Source organism: Porphyrobacter sp. YT40 (assembly GCF_006542605.1).
GTDB lineage: Bacteria > Pseudomonadota > Alphaproteobacteria > Sphingomonadales > Sphingomonadaceae > Erythrobacter.
The window spans coordinates 81710-102036 of record NZ_CP041223.1 but is presented as its reverse complement, the minus strand read 5'-3'; the positions used below and the strand labels follow the sequence as shown (position 1 = coordinate 102036).

Genomic DNA, 20327 nt, shown 5'->3' with positions numbered 1-20327 from the left:
ATCACCCTCAGGATGCGCCCTTGAAATTACTTCTATATCGTAGTAATGGCTTTTTCAAGCCTGATTTTCGGGTTGAAGGGAGCGGCAGGCAAAGAATGGCAAATGCGTTGCGACTAGGAATCATTGGGCTCGGCCGGGGTTTCATGCTCACTCTGCCCGCGCTGAAGGCCGATTCTCGCGTAGCGCTTGCCGGGGCTTTCGACCTGCGCCGCGAAGCTCGGGAACGCTTCGCGGACGAATTCGGCGCGCCGGCGTTCGATACGCTCGACGCGCTCTTGTATTCGCCGGTTATCGATGCGGTTTATATAGCCACCCCGCATGAGTTGCATGCCGAGCAGACCATCGCCGCTCTGCGGGCTGGAAAGCATGTGCTGGTCGAAAAGCCGATGGCGACAACGCTTGCAGATTGCGCGCGTATAGAGCGCGCCGCCGCCGATGCCGGCAAGGTGCTCGTGGTCGGACCCAGCCACGGCTTCGATGCACCCGTACAGGCTGCCGCGCAATTGGTTGCCTCAGGCAGGTTCGGTGCCGTGCGGATGGTCACGGCGCTCAACTTCACCGATTTCATGTTCCGGCCCAGGCGTCCGGAAGAACTGGATAGCGCCCGTGGCGGCGGCGTCGTCTACAGCCAAGCGGCGCACCAGATCGATGTCGTGCGCCGCCTTGTCGGGCAGCCCGTTTCATCTGTTCGCGCCGTCGCCGCCAACTGGGATAGCAGCCGCCCGAGCGAAGGCGCCTATACGGCGCTGGTGACATTTGAAGCCGGTGCTGCAGCGTCGCTGACCTATAGCGGATATGCGCATTATGACAGCGACGAACTGGTGGGGTGGATAGCGGAGCTTGGCTATGACAAGGACCCGGATCGCTACGGCGAGGCGCGTAAGAGGCTTGCGACGCTATCATCGCAGGATGAAATCGAAGCCAAACTGAAGCGCACATACGGCGTCCCGGCTGTCGCTGCCGACACGCCAGCGCCGCATCATGAGCATTTCGGTTTCATCATCGTCAGCTGCGACCGCGCGGACCTGAAACTGTCGCCCAAGGGGCTCTCAATTTATGGGGACACCGAACGCGATTTCCAGCCGATCGAGCCCCCTGCCCTGCCGCGCAAGGAAGTCATCGACGAGTTTGTCGGCGGTTGCCTAGGCATTCGCCGCCCGATCCATGACGGGCGCTGGGGACTTGATACCATGGCCTGTTGCGTCGCGCTCCTCGAATCGAGCCGACGCAATACGGACGTAGCGCCCAACCAACTTCTCGACACTCTATCGGAGAAACCGTGACAATGACCAGACTGAGCCTTTCCCTCGCCTGTTGGGGCTATGACCGCACCGAAGCCCTCCAGACGGGCGCGGTCCGGCCCGACGGCATCGACCTCAACTTTCAGGTTCTGGATGTCGAGGAAACCTTCTTCCGCATGCTGCGCAATCGAGAATTCGATGTCGCTGAACTGTCGATGTCGTCCTATTGCGTGACCCTGGGCCGCGAGAATCCTGGCTTCATCGCCATTCCCGTCTTTCCTTCGCGCTTCTTCCGCCACTCCTGCATTTTCGTCTCCGCCAAAAGCGGCATCGAAAAGCCCGAGGATCTCGTCGGCAAGCGGATCGGCGTGCCTGAATATCAGATGACGGCTCCGGTCTGGATCCGCGGCATCCTGCAGGACGAGTATGGCATTGATCCTGCGTCGGTCACCTACGTCACGGGTGGTGAAGAGGAGCCGGGGCGCGAGGAGAAGCTGAAGCTCAATCTACCCGACAAGTTCAAGGTCGAGCCGATCGGACCCACCCAGACCTTGAAGCGCATGCTGGCGGATGGAGAGATCGATGCGCTGCATACTGCGCGGGCGCCGTCGACCTTCTATTCGGAGCCGGGCAAGGTTCGGCGCCTCTTCCCCAATTTTGTGGACGTTGAAAAAGCCTATTTCGCGAAGACAGGAATCTTCCCGATCATGCATGTCGTGGCCATCCGGCGAGACGTGTATGAGAAGAATCGATGGATTGCTCAGGCGCTTTACAAGGCATTCGTAGAAGCCCAGCGGTTGAGCTATGAACAATTGTTGGTGTCGGCATCGCTGAAAACGATGTTGCCATGGCAGATCGCCGCAGTGGAGGACACTATTGCTACGATGGGCAGGGAATGGTGGCCCTATGGCATCGAAAAGAACCGCCACGTCATCGAGACATTCACGCGTTACCATCACGAGCAGGGCCTGTCGCCCCGCCAGCTCACCATAGAAGAGATGTTCGCGCCCGAGACTTTCGCCGAGTTCCGCATCTAAGAAACCATCCTGCACGAGGCCAGTCTACTGCTCACATGATGGTCCTCGGGACACGTTTAATATCCCGAGGACCATCATAGGAATATGGGTTTCGGGTGCCGGGTACGGTTTTGCGATGCGTTCGTGCGGCGTCTGTGCGAGTGGAGGATCGGTTGAACCCGTCAGGAGTGAACAGATGTCGAAGCACGCCCCCAAACTCGATCCGGAACTGAGTTTGGGCTATCAGGTTCGGCGCTGCCACCGACGGTTCGATCGGCTCTTGAGTGCCTATTTGGCCAAGCACGAACTCAAAACCGGTTTCTGGTACTATCTTCGTGTCCTATGGCTCAGGGACGGGGTGACCCAAAAATATCTGAGCGACATGACTAACGTCACCGAAAATACGACGGTCGCCATGATAAACGCCATGCTTCGGCAAGGGCTGGTGCAACGCGCCAAGGACAAGGATGATCGTCGAAAATTGCGGATTACTCTTACAGATCATGGCCGTGCGCTCGAAAAGGAGCTGATGCAATACGCGATCGACATCAACAAGGTCGCTGTTGCTGGCATCGAGCCGCGCGAAGTTGAAATCTGTCGATCGGTCCTCGAGCGCATATCAGCCAATCTCGCTGCCGAATTTGATAGGCTGCCTGCGAAGCCTGCTGACGAAGGATGACTCCTCCACATCATCCCTGGATCAGGGGCAACAGGCCATGAACAGGGAGGGACGTGTGCGCCATGGCTGAACGGGAAGGCCTCACGGCCACTCCAACTCCCGATAGAGGGAAGCCTTGGCGCAGCCTGACCGACCGTTTCGGCCGAACGATCACTTATGTCCGCCTGTCCGTCACCGATCGGTGCGACCTGCGCTGCCGTTATTGCATGGCCGAGCGCATGGAGTTCCTGCCGCGCCAGGACCTCCTCACCCTGGAGGAACTGGCGGAACTGGCCGATGCCCTGATCGCGCGAGGTGTGCGACGCATCCGCCTGACCGGTGGCGAGCCTCTGGTCCGTCGCGGCATCGTCGGGTTGGTGGAGGCGATCGGCCAACACATCGGCAACGGCCTTGATGAGCTGACGATGACAACCAACGCTACCCAGCTCGCCACAGTCGCGCGCGACCTCCATCGATATGGCATTCGCAGACTCAACATCAGCCTCGACAGCCTCGACCACGAGCGCTTCCGGGCGATCACCCGGCGCGGCGACCTGGACCAGGTGTTGGCCGGGATCGCCGCCGCGCAAGACGCGGGCCTCGCCGTGAAGATCAACATGGTTGCGCTCAAGGCGCTCAACGAAGATGAAATCGGAACAATGGTTGGCTGGTGCGGCGAACGGGGATTCGATCTCTCGCTGATCGAGACGATGCCGTTGGGTGCGGTGGAAGAAGACCGGACCAATCATTATCTGCCCCTCGACCTCGTGAAACGTCGGCTGGCGCGCGAATATGTCCTGATTCCGTCGCTCCACCGAACCGGCGGACCGGCGCGCTATTATGACGTTGCCGAAACCAGTCGGCGGATAGGCTTCATTACGCCCCTCACCGACAATTTCTGCGCCGGCTGCAACCGCATCCGCATATCGGCTACTGGCACCATTTTTGGTTGTCTCGGCCGCGACCAGCGCATCGAACTGCGCGATGCGATGCGTGTTGGTGGCCGGGATGCGATCGACGCGGCGCTGGATGCCGTAATGACCGCCAAGCCACTCCGCCACGAGTTCGACATTGCGCGATCACAGCCGGCTGTCGAACGCCATATGAACGTCACTGGCGGTTGAGCGCCTCCATGATCTTTTGTTCGCCGACGCAGTATGGCCGTTACTTTTTGCGCGGCTGGTCGATTGATTTTCATAAAATTGGTCTGCCTTGAGAAAATTGGTCCATTTCTGAAGAGAGCCCGAGCGGGCGAAAGGAATGGAGAAATATATGGGACGTCAGCGATTTACGCCGGAACAGATCATCGCGAAGCTGCGTGAGGTTGATGTGATTGTCGGGCGAGGCGGGACCACCGACGAGGCCTGTCGTCAGATCGGGATTGCCGAACAGACGCTATATAGGTGGCGTAAGGCGACAGCCGCTGCTTCATATTCGTTGATAATGTCGGTCTTCTTCGCCATGATAAGCTCGTACGCACTACGTTGTTCGACTGTCGCACGAGCTTAATCGCGCGGTCGATTCAGCTACCGTAGTAACGGCCTGTCATCAACAGCCAGCGCGTTCGTTTTTTGCCGTTTCTCTTTGACAATCCAGTTCTAAAGAAACGCTTGGAATCGGATGCGTCCTAACCGATCTGATGACAGACGAATTTCAAATTGAGATACTCATCGATCCCATATCGTGATCCTTCCCGCCCGAGACCGGATTCCTTCACCCCACCGAAAGGCGCGACCTCCGTCGAAATCAGGCCGGTGTTGAGCCCAACCATCCCATATTCAAGAGCCTCACTCACCTTCCAACTGCGCTCAAGGGATTGCGTGTATACATAAGCCGCCAAGCCGCTGTCCGTGGCATTCGCCAAATTGATCGCCTCATCCTCTGTCTGGAAACGGACGAGGCCGGCAAGGGGGCCAAAGGTTTCCTCCCGACATAGGAGAGCATCCGGCGAAACATCTACGAGAACGGTCGGCTCGAAGAAATGGCCTGCCCCGGGCACTCGTCGCCCTCCGGTCAATATCCTGGCACCATGTTTGACGCCGTCTTCGATATGGCTTTCGACCTTTGCAACGGCACGTTCATCGATCAATGGCCCCTGATCCGCGCCGGTCGAAAGACCCGGCCCGACGGCAAGCGCGCGAACACGTGCCGCCAGCTGCCGGGAAAAGGCTTCATAAACGCCGGATTGGACCAGAATGCGATTTGTGCAGACGCAGGTCTGACCTGAATTCCGGAACTTTGATGCTATTGCGCCTTCAACCGCATCGTCGAGTTTCGCATCATCAAAGACAATGAACGGCGCGTTTCCACCCAATTCGAGGGAAATGGTCTGAGCCCGAAGTTTCTACCATCTACGAGTAGAGCCTTGGGCCTTTTTGATGCCCGTCGCTGGGCGTGATGGCAACAACCGTATTGGGGGCATGCCCCCAATACGGTTTGCCGATTGATCCCGTCGCCATCTCGGCCGGGGTTCGGTTCCCGAGGCTCGAGTGCGGCCGGAAGTGGTTGTAGTCGTGCCGCCAGGCCTCCAGCTCCTGGCGGGCATGAGCAAGGCTGGTGAAGATCGTCTCGTTCAAGAACTCGTCCCTGAGCCGGGCATTGAAGCTCTCGATGAACCCGTTCTGATAAGGCTTGCCCGGCGCGATGTAGTGCCACTCGACATTGCGCTCCTTCGACCAGCGCAGGATCGCCATGCTGGTCAGTTCGGTCCCGTTGTCGCTGACGATCGTATGGGGCCTTGCCATGCGCTCGAACACGGCTGCATCGAGCTCACGCCCGACCCGCGCGCCGGAGATCGACGTATCGGCGATCAGACGCACGCACTCGCGGCTGTAGTCATCGACCACAGCGAAGATCCGGAACCTGCGCCCGCAGGCGAAGGCATCGGACACGAAGTCGAGGCTCCAGCGCTGGTTCACTCCCTGAGGGATCGTCATCGGCGCCCGTGTGCCCAAGGCCCGCTTGCGACCACCACGACGGCGCACCTGCAGCCGTTCATCTCGATACAGCCGCCGGAACTTCTTGTGGTTCATGGTCCATCCTTCCCGGCACAGCAGCCAGTGCAGTCGCCGATAGCCGAACCGGCGTCGCTGGCTGGCCAGCTCGCGAATACGCTCGCGCGCCGTGGCATCGTCAGGCCGCCGACTGATGTAGCGCACCATGGTCCGGTCAGCGCCCAGCACCGCGCAGGCCCGGCGTTGGCTCACCTCGAAGACCTCCTGGAGATGAGCCACCGCCTGCCGCCTGGCACCGGGCGCTAGAATTTTTTTGCGCTGATCTCCTTGAGCATGGCGTTGTCGAGCATCGAATCCGCCAGCAGCTTCTTCAGCCGTTCGTTCTCCTGCTCCAGCTGGCGCAAACGTCGGGCATCGGACACCTCAAGCCCGCCATACCTCGACTTCCACTTGTAGAACGTCGCCGAGCTGATCCCGTGACGGCGGCACACGTCCACCGTCGGCATCCCCGCTTCCTGCTCCTTCAAAACAGCGATGATCTGCTCCTCGCTGAACCTGCTCCCCTTCATCTCGTCCGTCTCCTTGTCAGGGCCGGACTCTACTTATCACTGGAGGAAATCTAGGGGCTCAGACCACCATTAAAGCTCTCCACGAAGCCGTTCTGCATCGGCTTGCCCGGCGCGATGTAGTGCCACTCGACCCGTCGTTCCTGCGACCAGCGCAGGATGGCTGACGAGGTCAGTTCGGTGCCATTGTCGCTGACAACCGTGTGCGGCCTGCCGCGCATCCCGATCAGGCTGGTCAGTTCACGAGCCACCCGTGCGCCTGACAGTGACGTATCGGCCACCAGCGCCAGGCATTCCCGCGAGAAGTCATCAACCACGCACAGGATACGGAAGCGCCGACCGCAGATCAGGCTGTCGGAGACGAAGTCGAGCGACCACCGCTGGTTCGGCCCATCCGGCAGCACCATTGGTCTGCGCGTGCCCAGTGCCCGTTTGCGACCGCCACGACGACGGACCCGGAGGCCTTCCTCACGATAGATGCGCAGCAGCTTCTTGTGGTTCGGTCGCATGCCTTCCCGCGCCAGCAGGTAGCCCAGGCGGCGATAGCCGAACCGGCGACGCTCCGCCGCCAGCTCGCGCAACCGTTGCCGCAGTGCCCCGTCATCCGGCCTCGTCGGCTCGTAACGGATCACCCTGCGGCTCACTCCAACCAGACTACACGCCCGACGCTCGCTCAGCCCGTGCTGTTCACGGGCATGGGCGACGGCTTCCCGCTTCGCGCCGGGCGTTACCATTTTTTTGATGCCAGATCCTTCAGCACAACATTGTCGAGCATCGCCTCGGCCAGCAGCTTCTTGAGCCGACTGTTCTCCTGCTCGAGCGTGCGCAGCCGCCGAGCATCGGATACCTCCAGCCCGCCGAACTTCGACTTCCATTTGTAGAACGTGGCGGAGCTGATCCCGTGACGCCGGCACACCTCCGCCGTCGCCATGCCAGCCTCCTGTTCCTTCAAAACCGCGATGATCTGCTCTTCGCTGAACCTGCTTCGTTTCATTGTCGTCCGACTCCTTTGCGTCGGACTCTACCAAAAACCGGTCACATTTCAGGGGAGCACGTCAATGGCCGCCTCCGGGACGAATGCCTCAACGAGACGCTGTTCACCTCTCTGGCTCATGCCCGGTTCGTGCTCGCTGCATGGCGGCACGATTACAACACGGTCAGGCCACACTCGAAACTGGGCGGGAAGACCCCCGCCGAGATCGCCGGCGAACGTGTCTGGGGGCATGCCCCCAGACACGTTGCCATCCCATCAAACATCAATCATGAAGGTGCGAGACTCTACCTCTGAATGGTAACAATCAGGGGAGCACGTCACGAGCGGAAAATTCCAGGGTGTTACAGCGCCTACCACACCCACGGGTTCGCGTCGCACCAGGAGACGGTGGTCGGCCGCATGAGGTGCTAAGACATCTCCGTTCACACGCTTCGCCTCCTCCGCGAACCATTCGATGAACGATGCCGCATACACCACCTCGGCCTTGGCCTCGTGCAACGGTTTGCCTTGCTCGGCCGTCAGAAGGCGCGCCAGATCATCCGTATGGACGAGCACCAGATCATACCAGCGCCGCAAAATCGCGGCCCGCTGCTTGCCTGTAGCTTTTCGCCAATCGGTCAAGGCACGATAGGCCGCGTCGACGGCACCTTCGGCCTCGCGATACCCGAGATCCGGGACCGAGCCGACCAAGGAGCTGTCTGCCGGATTCAAGACGTCGATTCGCGCTTCGCCGTCGATCCATGCGCCATCGACAAAAGCTTGCGCCCGGAGCAGTTTTGGCTCCGCAAGGCTAAGATTCACGTTTGCTATTTCCCTGAAATCCAGTTTGGCATTCCCTAACAAATCCGGCCGATGGATGCCTTCGCGGTATGGACACTCTCATTTGATGAGAAGCCATCCATTCTGATAGCTGATGCATGTAAACGCCCGACGATACTCGCGGAATCTTGATTGCGCGAAACCAGATGAGAAGCGTTAGTCCGGCGTGATAGCGACCAGTTTCGAGACACGCACCGCGCTTCGAGGGCGTCGCGCACCGCTCATCAAGGCATCGTCTGCGATCGCATGGATGCTATAATAGATCAGCGTTGATAGCGCGTGGGGATCATCCACACACCATGCGCCCTCCAGCGTTCCTTGTGAAAGCAGATCGCTGATATAGCCCACAAGCCCGTCGTTCACGGCCACGGATCTGAGCGGCGTATCCCCACTGAAGAAGATCACATCCCGCAACTCGGGCGTGTCCAGATAACTTTCCACCGCCGTCTCGACCAGAAGATCGATCCGCGTGAAAAAATCGTCGGATTCGCAAAGACTGATCCTGCTTTTGACACGGTTCAATATCATGTTGCAGAAGTTGTCCCGAAGTGCCGCACGCAATTCGGTCTTACTTGAAAAATAATGGTAAAGTGTGCCCTTAGCGAGGCCAGTTTCAACGCAAACGTCATCCATCGTCGTCGCGTCATAGCCTCGCTCAACAAACAATCGCCTCGCCGCTTCCAGAATTTCGACGCGCCGAAGCTGAGCCTTCCTCGGACCGGGCGGGGCACCGGCCGGCCGGCGAACTGCGGCCGCGACCCTGCGTCGCCGGTCCCGAACGACCCGTTTCACCTGAACAGTCTAGCTGGCAAGCGGCTCACCCTCCCAAATCTCGGTACCAATTTGCGATTGGGCTTCCTTTGAATAACGAGGTCCCGAAACGGCGCCAAAAGCGAAAAGGGCGTCCACTTGGTCAAACACGACCTCGGAGATGGTCAACGACAGGGTATCCAGAATTTCATCGAGATGATCAATGTTCGTGGTCCCGGGGATCGGAACGACGAAGTCGCGCTTTGAAAGCAGCCAGGCGAGGCAGAGCTGCGCCGGAGTGCAATCTGCAGCCCGGGCCAACCCAGCCATCTGATCATAAAGCCCGAGGTTCCGCGTCAAATGAGGTTCCTGGAACCGCGGCATCGCGGCTCTCAGGTCGCCTTGCTGGAAACCTGCCGTACCCACACTTCCCGCCAACAAGCCGCGAGCCAGAGGCGAGAAGGCGATAAAGCCAATCCCGAGCTCCTCGCAGCAATCGAGTACGGCAAGTTCCACATTGCGCGTCCAGGGCGAATATTCGGTCTGGACAGCTGTCACCGGATGGATCGCATGTACCGCGCGGATCGTTTCTGCCGATACTTCCGACAAACCGATCGTGCGAATTTTTCCTGCCTCCACTGCCCGCGACAGGGCGCCGACCGACTCTTCCATCGGTACCTTCGGATCGAGGCGGTGAAGATAGTAGAGGTCGATGACATCGGTCCTCAATCGTATCAATGCTTCATCCAATGTCTGCGTGATCGCCGCCGCCGAACCGTCGAGACCGCGTTTTCCATTGATCTCGCCAAGCGCGCATTTGCTGGCAAGGACGAAATCCTTGCGGCGATGTCCCAAGGCACGCCCGATCAGCGTCTCATTTGCTCCGAACCCGTAGAGAGCAGCCGTATCGAAGAACGTGACGCCTCTATCCAACGCATGTAACAGTAGCCGTTCAGCTGCTTCAGCCTCGGGACGCGGCTGATACCCATGCGAAAGGTTCATGCAGCCAAGACCAATTGCTGACACGGAAAACGGGCCTAAAGCGCGCTTTGGAAGGGTCGCGGTCATACTATGCTCTTCCTGCCTGTGGTAGCGCGAAGGGATCAGCGGACAAGCTGCGCTTCCAGTTCGCCAAGCACGCGATAGCAATCGAATACGCCGGCGACTGAGGAATTGGGCTCGCGACCCTCGCGGATGGCCGCGACGAACTCACGATCCTGTAACTCGATGCCGTTCATCGACACATCCACCTGGGAAACGTCGATCGGCTCCTCCTTGCCGTTCACCAGGTCGTCGTAGCGCGCGATGTAGGTGCCGTTATCGCAGATATACCGGAAATAAGTGCCGAGCGGTCCGTCATTATTGAACGACAGCGAAAGGGTGCAGATAGCGCCGGTTTCGCTCTTCAATTGGATCGACATATCCATCGCGATCCCAAGTTCCGCATGGATTGGCCCCTGCAGCGCATGTGCCTCGACGATCTTTCCGGCCTGATAGGCGAAAAGGTCCACCGTATGCGCGGCATGATGCCACAGCAGATGGTCCGTCCAGCTACGCGGCTCACCCTTCGCGTTGATGTTCTTGCGGCGAAAAAATAGGTCTGGACGTCCATCTGCTGGACGTTCAGTTCTCCGGCCCGGATCTTGTTGTGCACATATTGGTGCGACGGATTGAACCGACGGGTGTGGCCCACCATGCAGACCAGACCCGTTTCCTTCTGCTTGGCCAGGACCGCTTGCGCGTCTGCCCAGCTGTCCGCCAGCGGAATCTCTACCTCGACATGCTTGCCTGCCTCCATGCAGGCAATAGCTTGCTTAGCGTGCATCTGCGTAGGCGTGCATAGAATGACCGCATCGACGTCGTCGCGGGCAAGCGTTTCATCGAGTTCTGTAGTGACGTGGCCGACACCGTATTTCTCGGCTATCGCCCGGGTCGGCTCCAGCTCGCGGCCGACCAGCGAAGTGACGGTCACGCCATCGATGTTCTTGAGGCCATCCAGGTGCTTCTCGCCAAAGGCGCCCGCACCAGCCAGTGCAATCCGCATATGTGACATTTCCTTATGTTGGGTTGCTTCGCGAAGCAGCCAGTTGCAGTTCAGCGAGCCCCTGCTCGAGGTCATCAAAGGCCTTGCGTATGCGTCGAGTAGACGCCTGAAAATCAGTCGCTCTCTCGTCTAGCGCCACCGCCGGCCAGCGAGCTTGATGCTCAGCCAGCGCGGCGCGCAAGACCGACAGGTTTTTGCGAAACCGCGACCAGGCAGCCGAAGCACTCGCGTGCGCTTGCCAGTCATTCGTAGAATTGCTGACAAAGCCCAGCTTGCGCGACAATTCGAGCCTCAAACGAACCACTTCCTTCCGCCAGTCAGGCGGTTGGTCCTGGACAACCGAGGCGATCGATTGTTGCGTCTCACGCAGTTCGATCACTCTGGCCTTGAGGTCTTCGAAGTCCACTAGACCTCCGATGACGAACTCTCAGCCGGCCTCAATATGAGATGTCCGACCGCGGTATTGGACGCCGGGACGTGATAGTGCCGATGCAATGGCTTGACCATGCGGCCCAGCGCCCCGCGCATGATGAGCCACATCACCATTTCGATGCCTTCGGAGCCCGTCTCGCGCAGATATTCGATATGGGGAATGGTACGAAGCGTCTCCCCGTCATTTGTGCTCATCAAATCGAGGAAGCGGTTGTCCCATTCCGCATTGATCAGGCCCGCTCGAGGCCCCTGCAACTGGTGGCTCATACCACCCGTACCCCAGACCTGCACGTTGAGATCTTCGGGGAAGCTCGCCACTGCCCGCGCGATCGCCTCGCCCAATTGCCAGCACCGGTTGCCCGATGGCGGCGGATATGTGACCACATTCACGGCAATCGGAATGACCTTTACCGGCCAGGCCTCGGGCTGACCGAACATGAGACTGAGCGGAACGGTCAAGCCGTGGTCGACGTCCATCTCGTTGATGATGGTCATGTCGAACTCGTCCAGGATCAGGCTTTGCGCAATGTGCCAAGCAAGGTCTGCATGCCCGATCACCTCCGGCACCGGCCGCGGTCCCCAGCCTTCATCACAAATACCGTAGCGATCGGCGCAGCCGATCGCGAAAGTGGGGATTATCCGCATGTCGAAAGCCGACGCATGGTCATTGTAGACAATGATGACTACGTCGGGCTTTTCTTCGGCGATCCATTGCTTCGACCAGTCATAGCCGGCAAATACCGGCGCCCAATAAGGCTCGCCCGTCTTGCCGTTGTCGATCGTGGCGCCGATCGCGGGAATATGGCTTGTCGCGACGCCGGCGGAAATGCGGGCCATCACCTTTTCTCCCGAATCGAGCGGACGCCTTCAGGCGAGCGGCCGCCGGCAATCATCATCGCCTGATAGTCCTGGGGGCTCATGCCGGTCATCGTGCCGACGGCCTGTAGGAAGCTGAGCCCATCCGTCGAGAAGACCTTGGCCAGAAAATAGATATTGCCGCCGAGATCGAGGCAGCGATTATAGTCCCGATCCAGAACGGCCTGCTTCTGATCCTCGGTCATCGGCCATTCATCGATATAGGCACGCTCATCGGCTTTCCAGCGCTCACGGTTTTCGGCTTTCATCAGGCTCATCGCGAACTGGTTCATCCAATAGCCCTGCCGGGCACGTTTTGCCGTATAGACCCGCGTGCCGGGGATATCGTCGAACTCGGCCAAATAGGCGTGAATATCCCTTGTTCGACCAGTCACCGCCCATCCTCCCAGGTATAAGACAAAGGGGCTTCCCGAAAGGCGAACCTGTCGAGATGGCTCTCGATTACCCCCCGCAGGGTTTCAGCCTCTTCCGCGCCTGATGTGCGCAGGACGATACGGATACCCTCCGGATCGCTGGTAAAGCTCGCTGAAGCCACGTCAGAAAAGGGGACTAGGCCTTCTCCATCGGCATAGGACGTCTCGAACCGGTGGCTCCAATGCTTGATGAGCTGCTGGACATATTTGTCACCGGAAGCAGTCGAAACGAAGGCTTTCGAAACGAAGCTCACAGCCCTCTCTCCTTCAATCGGGAATCGAGCCGCGGAAAAACCCGGCGGGCGTTCCCTTCGAAGATCGCATGACGCTCCGCGTCGCTGATCACGAGCGCGTCCACATAACGCTTGGTATCGTCGAAATAATGGCCGGTGGTAGGATCGATGCCGCGCACCGCACCGACCATTTCCGAACCGAACAGGATATTCTTGTTGTCGATCACATCGGCCAACAGGTCGACGCCTGGCTGGTGATAGACGCAGGTGTCGAAGAAGATGTTGTTCATCAGATGCGCATCGAGGGCCGGCTTCTTCAGCATGTCGGCCAGGCCCCGGTAACGCCCCCAATGATAGGGGACGGCACCGCCGCCATGCGGGATGATGAAGCGCAAGGTGGGGAAATCCTTGAACAGATCTCCCTCGAGCAACTGCATGAAGGCGATCGTGTCGGCCGCGATGTAGTATCCGCCCGTGGCATGCATCGCGGGATTGCAGCTGCCCGACACGTGGATCATCGCCGGAACGTCCAGCTCCACCATCTTCTCGTAAAAGGGATACCAGTAACGGTCTGTCAGCGGCGGATGCTGGAAATGGCCGCCGCCCGGGTCGGGGTTCAGATTGCACCCGATAAATCCCATATCGACGCAGCGTTCCAGTTCCGCGATGCTGTTCACCATGTCGGCTGCGGGCGATTGCGGCAGCATGCACACGCCAACGAAAGTTTCCGGATAAAGGCCGACCACGCGCGAGATCAGGTCGTTGCAGCGGATCGCCCATTCCTTCGCGACACCGGCATCACCGACATGCGGGGCCATCGCAGACGCCCGGGGAGAGAAGATCGTGAGGTCGGCGCCACGCTCTTTGATCAGGCGAAGCTGGTTGGATTCGATGGTGTCACGGATTTCATCGTCGGAAATCTCCGGATAGGCCGGCGCAGGCACGCCCGCTTTGAAAGCCGCCTTCTGCTCCTCTCGCCAGGCATCGTGCCCCTTGGGCAGCACGGTATAATGACCATGGCAGTCGATAATCAGACTCATGCGGCGTCAACCCTCCCCACTAGTTTGGATTCCAGATCGGTGATTTTCTCGATTTTCGCGGAAAGCCCTTCCGGCGGAGGTGTGACCCCCAATCGACCCAGACGGCGATGCAGCGCGACAGCCTCGCGAGTCATCCCGCTTGCTGCCCCCAACCCTTCGAGCGTGAGCGCAACTTCTTCCATCTCGGCGGCGCGGCGCAGGCCATGAACCATCATCCGGTCGAGATTATAGTCCGCCTTGGCATCCCATTCGGGGCCGAGCGAGCCGAGCACTTCAGCCGTGACCCCTGCCCTTTCCGCCGCGAGCACGCATTCTGCGGTGAGGGCTTCGATACCTTTCACCATCACCGAACGGATCATCTTGATCGCCGAGGCCTGACCGACCTTGTCGCCCACTACCCGGATATTCGTGAAACCCAACCGCTCCAGTGCCGCCGCCGCGTCGCTCCCTCTGACGCCGCTCAGCAACAGCGGTACGGAGAGCTTGGCGGGATTGACCGGCGCCATGACCGCCACGTCCACATACCACCCGCCGGCAGCTTCAATCGTTTGTGCGGCGATGCGCTTGGTTTCAGGCGCCACGCTGTTCATGTCACAGAACATCGCAGCAGGAGCGACCAGCGAGGCGGCGGCGCGCGCGGCCACGACGGCTTGATCTGCCGTCACCAGCGAAAGCACCAGCGGCGAGCGGCTCACCGCATCGGCAAGCGTGTCGCTTCCCGCAACGCCAGCTGCCAGATACTCACGACGCTTGCGGTCGGCGCTGGCCGGATCATCGGTCAAAACGTCGAAGACACGCGCCGAAGTCGACCAGGACCCTGCTTCCGCAAAGCTGCGGCCCGCTTCTCCGAAACCAATCAAAGCGACAGCAATCTGATCCATTTGCCGAGATTAGCGGCAACCGTCCACGCACCGCCAATCGGATTGGCACCTAATGCATTAGAAATTACGAAGTGTGTTCGTCGCGCAGCACTGCGGCCTGTTCCTCGATAACCTCGATCAGAGCAGCCTGTGCCGGCGTAGGCCGCCAATCCGATCGGACGGTCAAACCGATGGTGCGCGACATCGGACGCACCGGGCCTGCAATTCTCACGAGCCACCCCGCCTCCAGTTCCACACTGACCTGATCGGGCGACAGCAGAGTGAGGAAATCGCTTTCGACAAGAATTTGCCGGACGATCATGACTGAGCCGCATTCCATCGGCACGCGTGGTGGCGTAACGCCGACCTCCTCGAACATCGACTGCCAATGCGCCCTTAACGGCGTACCAGCCGCGGCCACGATCCATGGATACCGCGCGAGCGCCGCAATCGTCGGGGGCCGGCGGGCCTGCGCCAGCGGGTGGTGCGCGCCGGCAAGAATGATGAGCGGATCGTCGAAAAGTTCTCTCTGTGCCATATCTGCCGATATATTTGTCCTCGCCGCACCGACCATCATATCGATATCGCCGTCACGCAGCGGCCCCGTCAGCTCGGCATAGGAGCCCTCCATGATGACGATATCGATATCCGGCTTCGCGCGATGAAACGCTGCGACGGCGCTCGGTAACAGGCGCGCACGCGAAAGCGGCATCGCTCCGATCGTGATGCGCCCTCTTTCGTGGCCTCGCAATGCGGCCAGCTCAATATCCGCCGATCGAAGCTCGGCAAGCGCGAGCCGGAAATTGCGCGCCATCGCCAAGCCGCGCGCCGTCAGGACAACACCCTTGCCGCGCCGCCTCACAAGATCCTGTCCCAAAGCGAGCGAAAGGTCGCTCACCGCCCGATGCAGCGATGCTTCGCTCAGACCCATGGCCGTCGCAGCATTTGCATAACTTCCCGCTCGCGATAAGCCGAGAAAAGCGGAAACCTGCGCCGCCGTCGCGCGCGTTTGCCCCAGAAGCCGAATGATCGCGGTAGCGCGCGGCGCCAGGATTCGTGCCTCATCCGTGGGGATCATGCGGCGCGGCTGCCGTTCGAAAAGCGGCACCCCGAACCGCAACTCCAGCTTGGCGATTCCCTGCGTCACTGCAGGCTGGGTAAGGTGAACCTCACGCGCGGCTGCCGTCACGCTTCCACTTTCCATGATCGCCAGAAAGGCGCGCAGATGCCGCAGATTCACGTCCAGCCGTTCCATGCTGCACGATTAGCAAATTCTTATTCATCGGGCAAAGAACGGATTTGCTGCAAGGACGGAACGGCGCGCATTCTCCCAGTTATCGTTGCCAAGGAGAGCGTTGTGTCGGGTTTAGTCGTCCAATCTATCGAGCGAGCGGAAGCGCCGGTAATCGACGCCCTCGCCTCTTGCGGCGTTGCGACGGTCCATGAAGCGCAAGGCCGCACAGGGCTGCTCGCCTCCCGCATGCGCCCGATCTATGCAGGCGCCCGTATCGCGGGCTCGGCGGTCACCATCTCCGCGCCTCCCGGGGACAACTGGATGGTGCATGTCGCCATCGAGCAGCTGCAGCCCGGCGACATTCTCGTGCTCGCCCCCACCTCGCCTTGCGAAGACGGCTATTTCGGAGACCTTCTCGCCACCTCGGCGATGGCACGGGGTTGCCGGGGGCTGGTAATCGATGCGGGGGTACGTGACGTGCGCGATCTGACGGCCATGGGCTTTCCTGTCTGGTCGAAGGCCATCTTCGCACAGGGTACGGTGAAGGCGACGCTGGGATCGGTCAATGTCCCCGTCGTTTGCGCAGACGCCGTGATCCGTCCCGGTGACGTGATCATTGCAGATGACGATGGGGTCTGTGTGGTCGAGCGCGAACGCGCCGCCGACGTGTTGGCAAAGGCCCAGGCACGCGAAGCCAATGAGGAAACGAAGCGTCAACGGCTCGCTGCCGGGGAACTCGGCCTCGACATTTACGATATGCGTGGCCGCCTCGCCGAAATGGGCCTGAAATATGTCTGACCCCACCCGCGTCATGTGGATGCGTGGCGGCACATCCAAAGGGGGCTATTTCCTCAAAGATGACCTCCCTGCCGATATCGCGGCACGCGACGCCTTCCTGCTCCGCGCGATGGGATCGCCCGATCCCCGCCAGATCGACGGGATGGGCGGGTCGGATCCCTTGACAAGCAAGGTGGCCGTGATCTCGAAATCCGAGCGTCCCGGCATCGATGTCGACTATCTGTTTCTTCAGGTATTCGTCGACAAGCCTATCGTTACCGATGCACAAAATTGCGGCAATATCCTGGCCGGCGTCGGTCCGTTCGCGATCGAACGCGGATTGGTGCCGGCACAGGACAGCGAGACGCGTGTCACCATCTACATGATGAACACCGGCCAGATTGCCGTGGCGACAATCGAAACACCGTCAGGGCGCGTGCGCTATGACGGGGCGGCAAGGATCGACGGCGTACCGGGCACGGCGGCTCCGATCCCGCTAGAGTTCCGCGAAACGGCAGGCTCATCCTGCGGCGCGCTGCTGCCTACCGGAAATGCCTGTGACATCGTGAACGGCGTGCCGGTCACGTTGATCGACAACGGCATGCCCTGCGTCGTGATGAAGGCCGAAGACGTCGGTGCGGCCGGCTACGAGAGTCGTGACGAGCTGGACGGCGCCAGCGATCTCAAGGCACGGATCGAGGCGATCCGCCTTGCCGTCGGCGAACGAATGAACCTCGGCGACGTGCGCGAGAAATCCGTACCCAAGATGATGCTGGTTGCACCACCGCGCGACGGAGGCGCCGTCACGGTACGCAGCTTCATCCCCCACCGCGCACATGCCTCGATCGGTGTTCTCGGCGCGGTCAGCGTCGCCACCGCCTGCTTGATCGAGGGATCGCCCGCCGCGCAGGTCGCGTCAATCCCAGGCGGTGCCCGCAAGACCCTGTCGGTGGAGCATCCTACCGGCGAGATGAGCTGCGTCATGGAGACGGATGCAGACGGCCAGGTCACCAGCGCCGCCATCTTGCGTACCGCGCGCAAGCTTATGGATGGAGAGATTTTCGCATGAGTCGTATCGTAAGCTGGCACGCCGATCCCTCACGCCCGCGGTTTGTACCACCCGCCGGCGCGGTCGATGCGCACTGCCATGTCTTCGGACCGATGGCGCAGTTCCCCTTCAGCGCGAAGGCCAAATATCTTCCCGAAGATGCCGGGCCGGACATGTTGTTCGCGTTGCGCGACAGGCTCGGTTTCTCCCGCAACGTCATCGTGCAGGCCAGTTGCCACGGCACGGACAACAGTGCGACGCTGGATGCAATCGCAAAATCCGATGGACGCGCGCGCGGGGTAGCGGTTGTCGATCCAGCCATCAGCGATGCCGAACTTGAAAACCTGCACCAAGGCGGCATTCGCGGCGTGCGGTTCAACTTCCTGAAACGGTTGGTCGACGATGCGCCCAAGGACAAATTCCTTGAGGTCGCCCGTCGCATCCAGGGCCTCGGCTGGCATGTCGTCGTCTATTTCGAGGCGGATATCCTGGAAGAACTCCGTTCGTTCCTCGACGCCATCCCTACGCTGATCGTCGTCGACCATATGGGGCGGCCCGATGTCACGCAAGGACCGGATGGACCGGATATGCGTGTCTTCCGGGCACTCCTCGACAGCCGCGACGATATCTGGACCAAGGTGACCTGTCCCGACCGCCTCGATGGCAGCGGCCCGCCATGGGATGCTTTCGCACAGGCCGTGCGCCCCCTTGTCGAAGACTATCCGGATCGCGTCCTGTGGGGCACCGACTGGCCGCACCCGAACATGCAAGATGCAATTTCGGACGATGGCGCGCTGGTCGATATGATCCCCCGCATCGCACCGACGCCTGAGTTGCAACATCGCCTGCTCGTGGACAACCCGGCCAGACTCTACTGGCATGATTAAAGCATGGATGCTGTCACCGTCGAAACGGGGGCATGCGCTTCATTGGCATGGAGATCGATAGCCGCCAACCAGTCTGAACCAGGCTGCGGCGGTTCCGCAGTTGAGTTCACGCAGACGGAGGGCGGGCATAGAGGGGGATACCTTATGACCGTCACGACATCGAAAGCCGAAAGCGCAGGCTGGGGCTCAATCTTTCTTGTCTATTGTTACGGTCTGCTTGCCATAGCGTCCGCCGGCAAGATGGCGCCGATCGCAGCGGATATGGGCAAGGCGCTCGGCTCTTCTCCGCAGGAGATCGGCTGGATTATCGGTCTCCTGTTCATTGCTCCCACACTCGGCTCAACCCTGGGCGGGTCAGCAGTCGATAGGTACGGTGCTCGGCCCATGCTCGCTGGCGCATGTGTGCTCATCGTGATCGCAAACGCCATTTGCTACATAAGCGACAGCTTGGGCCTGATCGAAGCGGCACGTCTGATCGAAGGTATCGGCTTTGTAGCGATCACCGCTGCCGCTCCTTCGCTCCTCATCATGACTACATCGGGAAAACGGCAAACCGGGGCCATGGCGCTCTGGTCGACCTATTTCGCCGCAGGCATAAGCGCCGGTCTGCTCCTTGCCGCTCCATTCTCCGCAACCGAACACTGGCGTCTGCCATTCGTCATTCATGGTGCGGCGGCAGCCGGCCTTGCCCTTTCCGTCGGCTTGCTCCCGGTGCCTGGACAGACGTCCCGCGGAACCGCTGGCAACGACGACGCCTTGCGGGCGGTGATCGGAGAATCGGGCGTACTCCGGTTGGCGGCCGCATTCGCGATACTCACCATCGCTGGTTTTGGCGTCAATATCGTCATGCCTCAATACATGGCCAAGACTCTTGGTGTTTCCGTATCCATGGGATCTGCTGCCGTAGCGATCTCGAATATCGCCAGTATCTGCGGAGGGATATTGACCGGCTTTCTTCTCTCCCGCGGTCACTCGTTCAAGCTCGTTGCCGCAACCATATCCGTCTTAGCCTGTATGGCGAGCATCTCTCTTTTCCTGCCTCAATCGAGCGTAACCTTAACGATTGTGAGCTTGATGGTCTGGGGTTTCGCCACGCCTGGTACGATGGTGGCGGTGGTCATGATCATGATTCCACGCGTTCTCAAGAACACCGCTATTGTTGGCCTGGCTAACGGTGTTGTCGTCCAGAGCGGCTCTGCCGCCGCGTTCTTCGTACCCGCAATTTACTTCTCTTTACTGGCCAATGGTATCTGGTGGTACTTTGCCCTTCTCGGCCTGGCCTGCGTCATCTTTGCTTTGATAACACTCCTTACCATCCAGCCGACGGGCGGCATGATCGACGATGGTGCAAATATCCACTAACGCCATCTGAACACATGAACCGCCAGTCGCGGAAATGGTGGGGAGGATTGGAGATGGCTGTGCGGGAATGGGACGGGAGTATGATCGGAAAGGGTAGCGCACCCCTATACGAACCTATCCAAC

Annotated in this window: 19 protein-coding genes and 5 pseudogenes; 10 read left to right on the top strand and 14 right to left on the bottom strand. The window is 60.1% G+C overall.

Annotated elements, in window-relative coordinates; genetic code table 11:
• Positions 1-95 precede the first annotated feature (95 nt).
• The 5 genes and pseudogenes from E2E27_RS18195 to E2E27_RS19295 all read left to right on the top strand — a co-directional run.
• A complete protein-coding gene (locus E2E27_RS18195) occupies positions 96-1283 on the top strand; it encodes a Gfo/Idh/MocA family protein (protein WP_141462141.1) in 1188 nt (395 codons plus the stop codon).
• 2 nt (positions 1284-1285) lie between these two features.
• A complete protein-coding gene (locus tag E2E27_RS18190) occupies positions 1286-2278 on the top strand; it encodes a PhnD/SsuA/transferrin family substrate-binding protein (RefSeq protein WP_017184795.1) in 993 nt (330 codons plus the stop codon).
• A 175-nt stretch (positions 2279-2453) separates the two neighbouring features.
• Entirely contained in the window at positions 2454-2936 is a 483-nt protein-coding gene (locus E2E27_RS18185) for a MarR family winged helix-turn-helix transcriptional regulator (protein ID WP_017184796.1), read from the top strand.
• A 62-nt stretch (positions 2937-2998) separates the two neighbouring features.
• Positions 2999-4039: a GTP 3',8-cyclase MoaA gene (gene moaA / locus E2E27_RS18180; RefSeq protein ID WP_051034329.1), complete on the top strand. Its 1041-nt coding sequence runs from the start codon at positions 2999-3001 to the stop codon at positions 4037-4039.
• 148 nt (positions 4040-4187) lie between these two features.
• Positions 4188-4328, top strand: a pseudogene (locus E2E27_RS19295) (transposase); the annotation flags it as partial.
• A 214-nt stretch (positions 4329-4542) separates the two neighbouring features.
• Here the strand turns inward: E2E27_RS19295 and E2E27_RS18170 are convergent.
• From E2E27_RS18170 to E2E27_RS18160, 3 genes and pseudogenes are all read right to left on the bottom strand, one after another.
• Positions 4543-5241 (bottom strand): annotated as a pseudogene (locus E2E27_RS18170) (aldehyde dehydrogenase family protein); the annotation flags it as partial.
• 25 nt (positions 5242-5266) lie between these two features.
• Positions 5267-6438 (bottom strand): IS3 family transposase gene (locus E2E27_RS18165; RefSeq protein WP_502705548.1). Its coding sequence is split into 2 segments (ribosomal slippage): positions 5267-6186 and positions 6186-6438, totalling 1173 coding nucleotides; the frame shifts between segments, so codons are not numbered across the junction.
• A 59-nt stretch (positions 6439-6497) separates the two neighbouring features.
• Positions 6498-7429 (bottom strand): annotated as a pseudogene (locus E2E27_RS18160) (IS3 family transposase); the annotation flags it as partial.
• Between the two features lie 54 nt (positions 7430-7483).
• Between E2E27_RS18160 and E2E27_RS19120 the strand changes: the two are divergent.
• Positions 7484-7723: pseudogene (locus E2E27_RS19120) on the top strand (integrase core domain-containing protein); the annotation flags it as partial.
• Here the strand turns inward: E2E27_RS19120 and E2E27_RS18150 are convergent.
• The 11 genes and pseudogenes from E2E27_RS18150 to E2E27_RS18100 all read right to left on the bottom strand — a co-directional run bounded on the left by E2E27_RS18150 (position 7685) and on the right by E2E27_RS18100 (position 16151).
• Complete coding sequence (locus tag E2E27_RS18150) at positions 7685-8230, bottom strand: aldehyde dehydrogenase family protein (RefSeq protein WP_141462137.1); 546 nt, start codon at positions 8228-8230, stop codon at positions 7685-7687. The pseudogene E2E27_RS19120 and the gene E2E27_RS18150 sit on opposite strands and share 39 nt — an antisense overlap.
• A 174-nt stretch (positions 8231-8404) precedes the next feature.
• Positions 8405-9040 (bottom strand): TetR/AcrR family transcriptional regulator, encoded by a 636-nt coding sequence (locus E2E27_RS18145; protein ID WP_081095131.1) that lies wholly within the window; start codon positions 9038-9040, stop codon positions 8405-8407.
• A 9-nt stretch (positions 9041-9049) separates the two neighbouring features.
• Positions 9050-10066 carry an aldo/keto reductase gene (locus E2E27_RS18140; protein WP_026002705.1) on the bottom strand — a complete coding sequence of 339 codons (1017 nt, stop codon included), beginning with the start codon at positions 10064-10066 and terminating at the stop codon, positions 9050-9052.
• Positions 10067-10101: 35 nt separating this feature from the next.
• Positions 10102-11042: pseudogene (locus E2E27_RS18135) on the bottom strand (Gfo/Idh/MocA family oxidoreductase).
• A gap of 13 nt (positions 11043-11055) precedes the next feature.
• Positions 11056-11448, bottom strand: a complete 393-nt coding sequence (locus E2E27_RS18130) for a hypothetical protein (protein WP_017184803.1) — start codon at positions 11446-11448, stop codon at positions 11056-11058.
• Positions 11448-12311, bottom strand: a complete 864-nt coding sequence (locus E2E27_RS18125) for a class III extradiol dioxygenase subunit beta (protein WP_017184804.1) — start codon at positions 12309-12311, stop codon at positions 11448-11450. Before E2E27_RS18125 ends, E2E27_RS18130 begins: the two co-directional genes overlap by 1 nt.
• Positions 12311-12724, bottom strand: coding sequence for a protocatechuate 4,5-dioxygenase subunit alpha (gene ligA, locus E2E27_RS18120; RefSeq protein ID WP_026002706.1), 414 nt, complete (start codon positions 12722-12724; stop codon positions 12311-12313). Before ligA ends, E2E27_RS18125 begins: the two co-directional genes overlap by 1 nt.
• Positions 12721-13017 carry a DUF2218 domain-containing protein gene (locus E2E27_RS18115; protein WP_017184806.1) on the bottom strand — a complete coding sequence of 99 codons (297 nt, stop codon included), beginning with the start codon at positions 13015-13017 and terminating at the stop codon, positions 12721-12723. Before E2E27_RS18115 ends, ligA begins: the two co-directional genes overlap by 4 nt.
• Positions 13014-14036: an amidohydrolase family protein gene (locus E2E27_RS18110; protein ID WP_017184807.1), complete on the bottom strand. Its 1023-nt coding sequence runs from the start codon at positions 14034-14036 to the stop codon at positions 13014-13016. Before E2E27_RS18110 ends, E2E27_RS18115 begins: the two co-directional genes overlap by 4 nt.
• Positions 14033-14917, bottom strand: a complete 885-nt coding sequence (locus tag E2E27_RS18105) for an NAD(P)-dependent oxidoreductase (RefSeq protein ID WP_017184808.1) — start codon at positions 14915-14917, stop codon at positions 14033-14035. Before E2E27_RS18105 ends, E2E27_RS18110 begins: the two co-directional genes overlap by 4 nt.
• Before the next feature lie 64 nt (positions 14918-14981).
• Positions 14982-16151 (bottom strand): LysR substrate-binding domain-containing protein, encoded by a 1170-nt coding sequence (locus E2E27_RS18100; protein ID WP_017184809.1) that lies wholly within the window; start codon positions 16149-16151, stop codon positions 14982-14984.
• A 102-nt stretch (positions 16152-16253) separates the two neighbouring features.
• Between E2E27_RS18100 and ligK the strand changes: the two genes are divergently transcribed.
• From ligK to E2E27_RS18080, 4 genes are all read left to right on the top strand, one after another.
• Positions 16254-16928, top strand: coding sequence for a 4-carboxy-4-hydroxy-2-oxoadipate aldolase/oxaloacetate decarboxylase (gene ligK / locus E2E27_RS18095; RefSeq protein ID WP_026002707.1), 675 nt, complete (start codon positions 16254-16256; stop codon positions 16926-16928).
• A complete protein-coding gene (locus E2E27_RS18090; protein WP_026002708.1) occupies positions 16921-17976 on the top strand; it encodes a 4-oxalomesaconate tautomerase in 1056 nt (351 codons plus the stop codon). The genes ligK and E2E27_RS18090 overlap by 8 nt, the downstream gene beginning before the upstream one ends.
• The gene (locus E2E27_RS18085) at positions 17973-18842 is read left to right on the top strand and encodes an amidohydrolase family protein (protein WP_026002709.1); all 870 of its coding nucleotides are present in this window, start codon (positions 17973-17975) and stop codon (positions 18840-18842) included. The genes E2E27_RS18090 and E2E27_RS18085 overlap by 4 nt, the downstream gene beginning before the upstream one ends.
• 144 nt (positions 18843-18986) lie before the next feature.
• Positions 18987-20204 (top strand): MFS transporter, encoded by a 1218-nt coding sequence (locus E2E27_RS18080; protein WP_017184813.1) that lies wholly within the window; start codon positions 18987-18989, stop codon positions 20202-20204.
• The last annotated feature ends 123 nt before the right edge of the window (positions 20205-20327 follow it).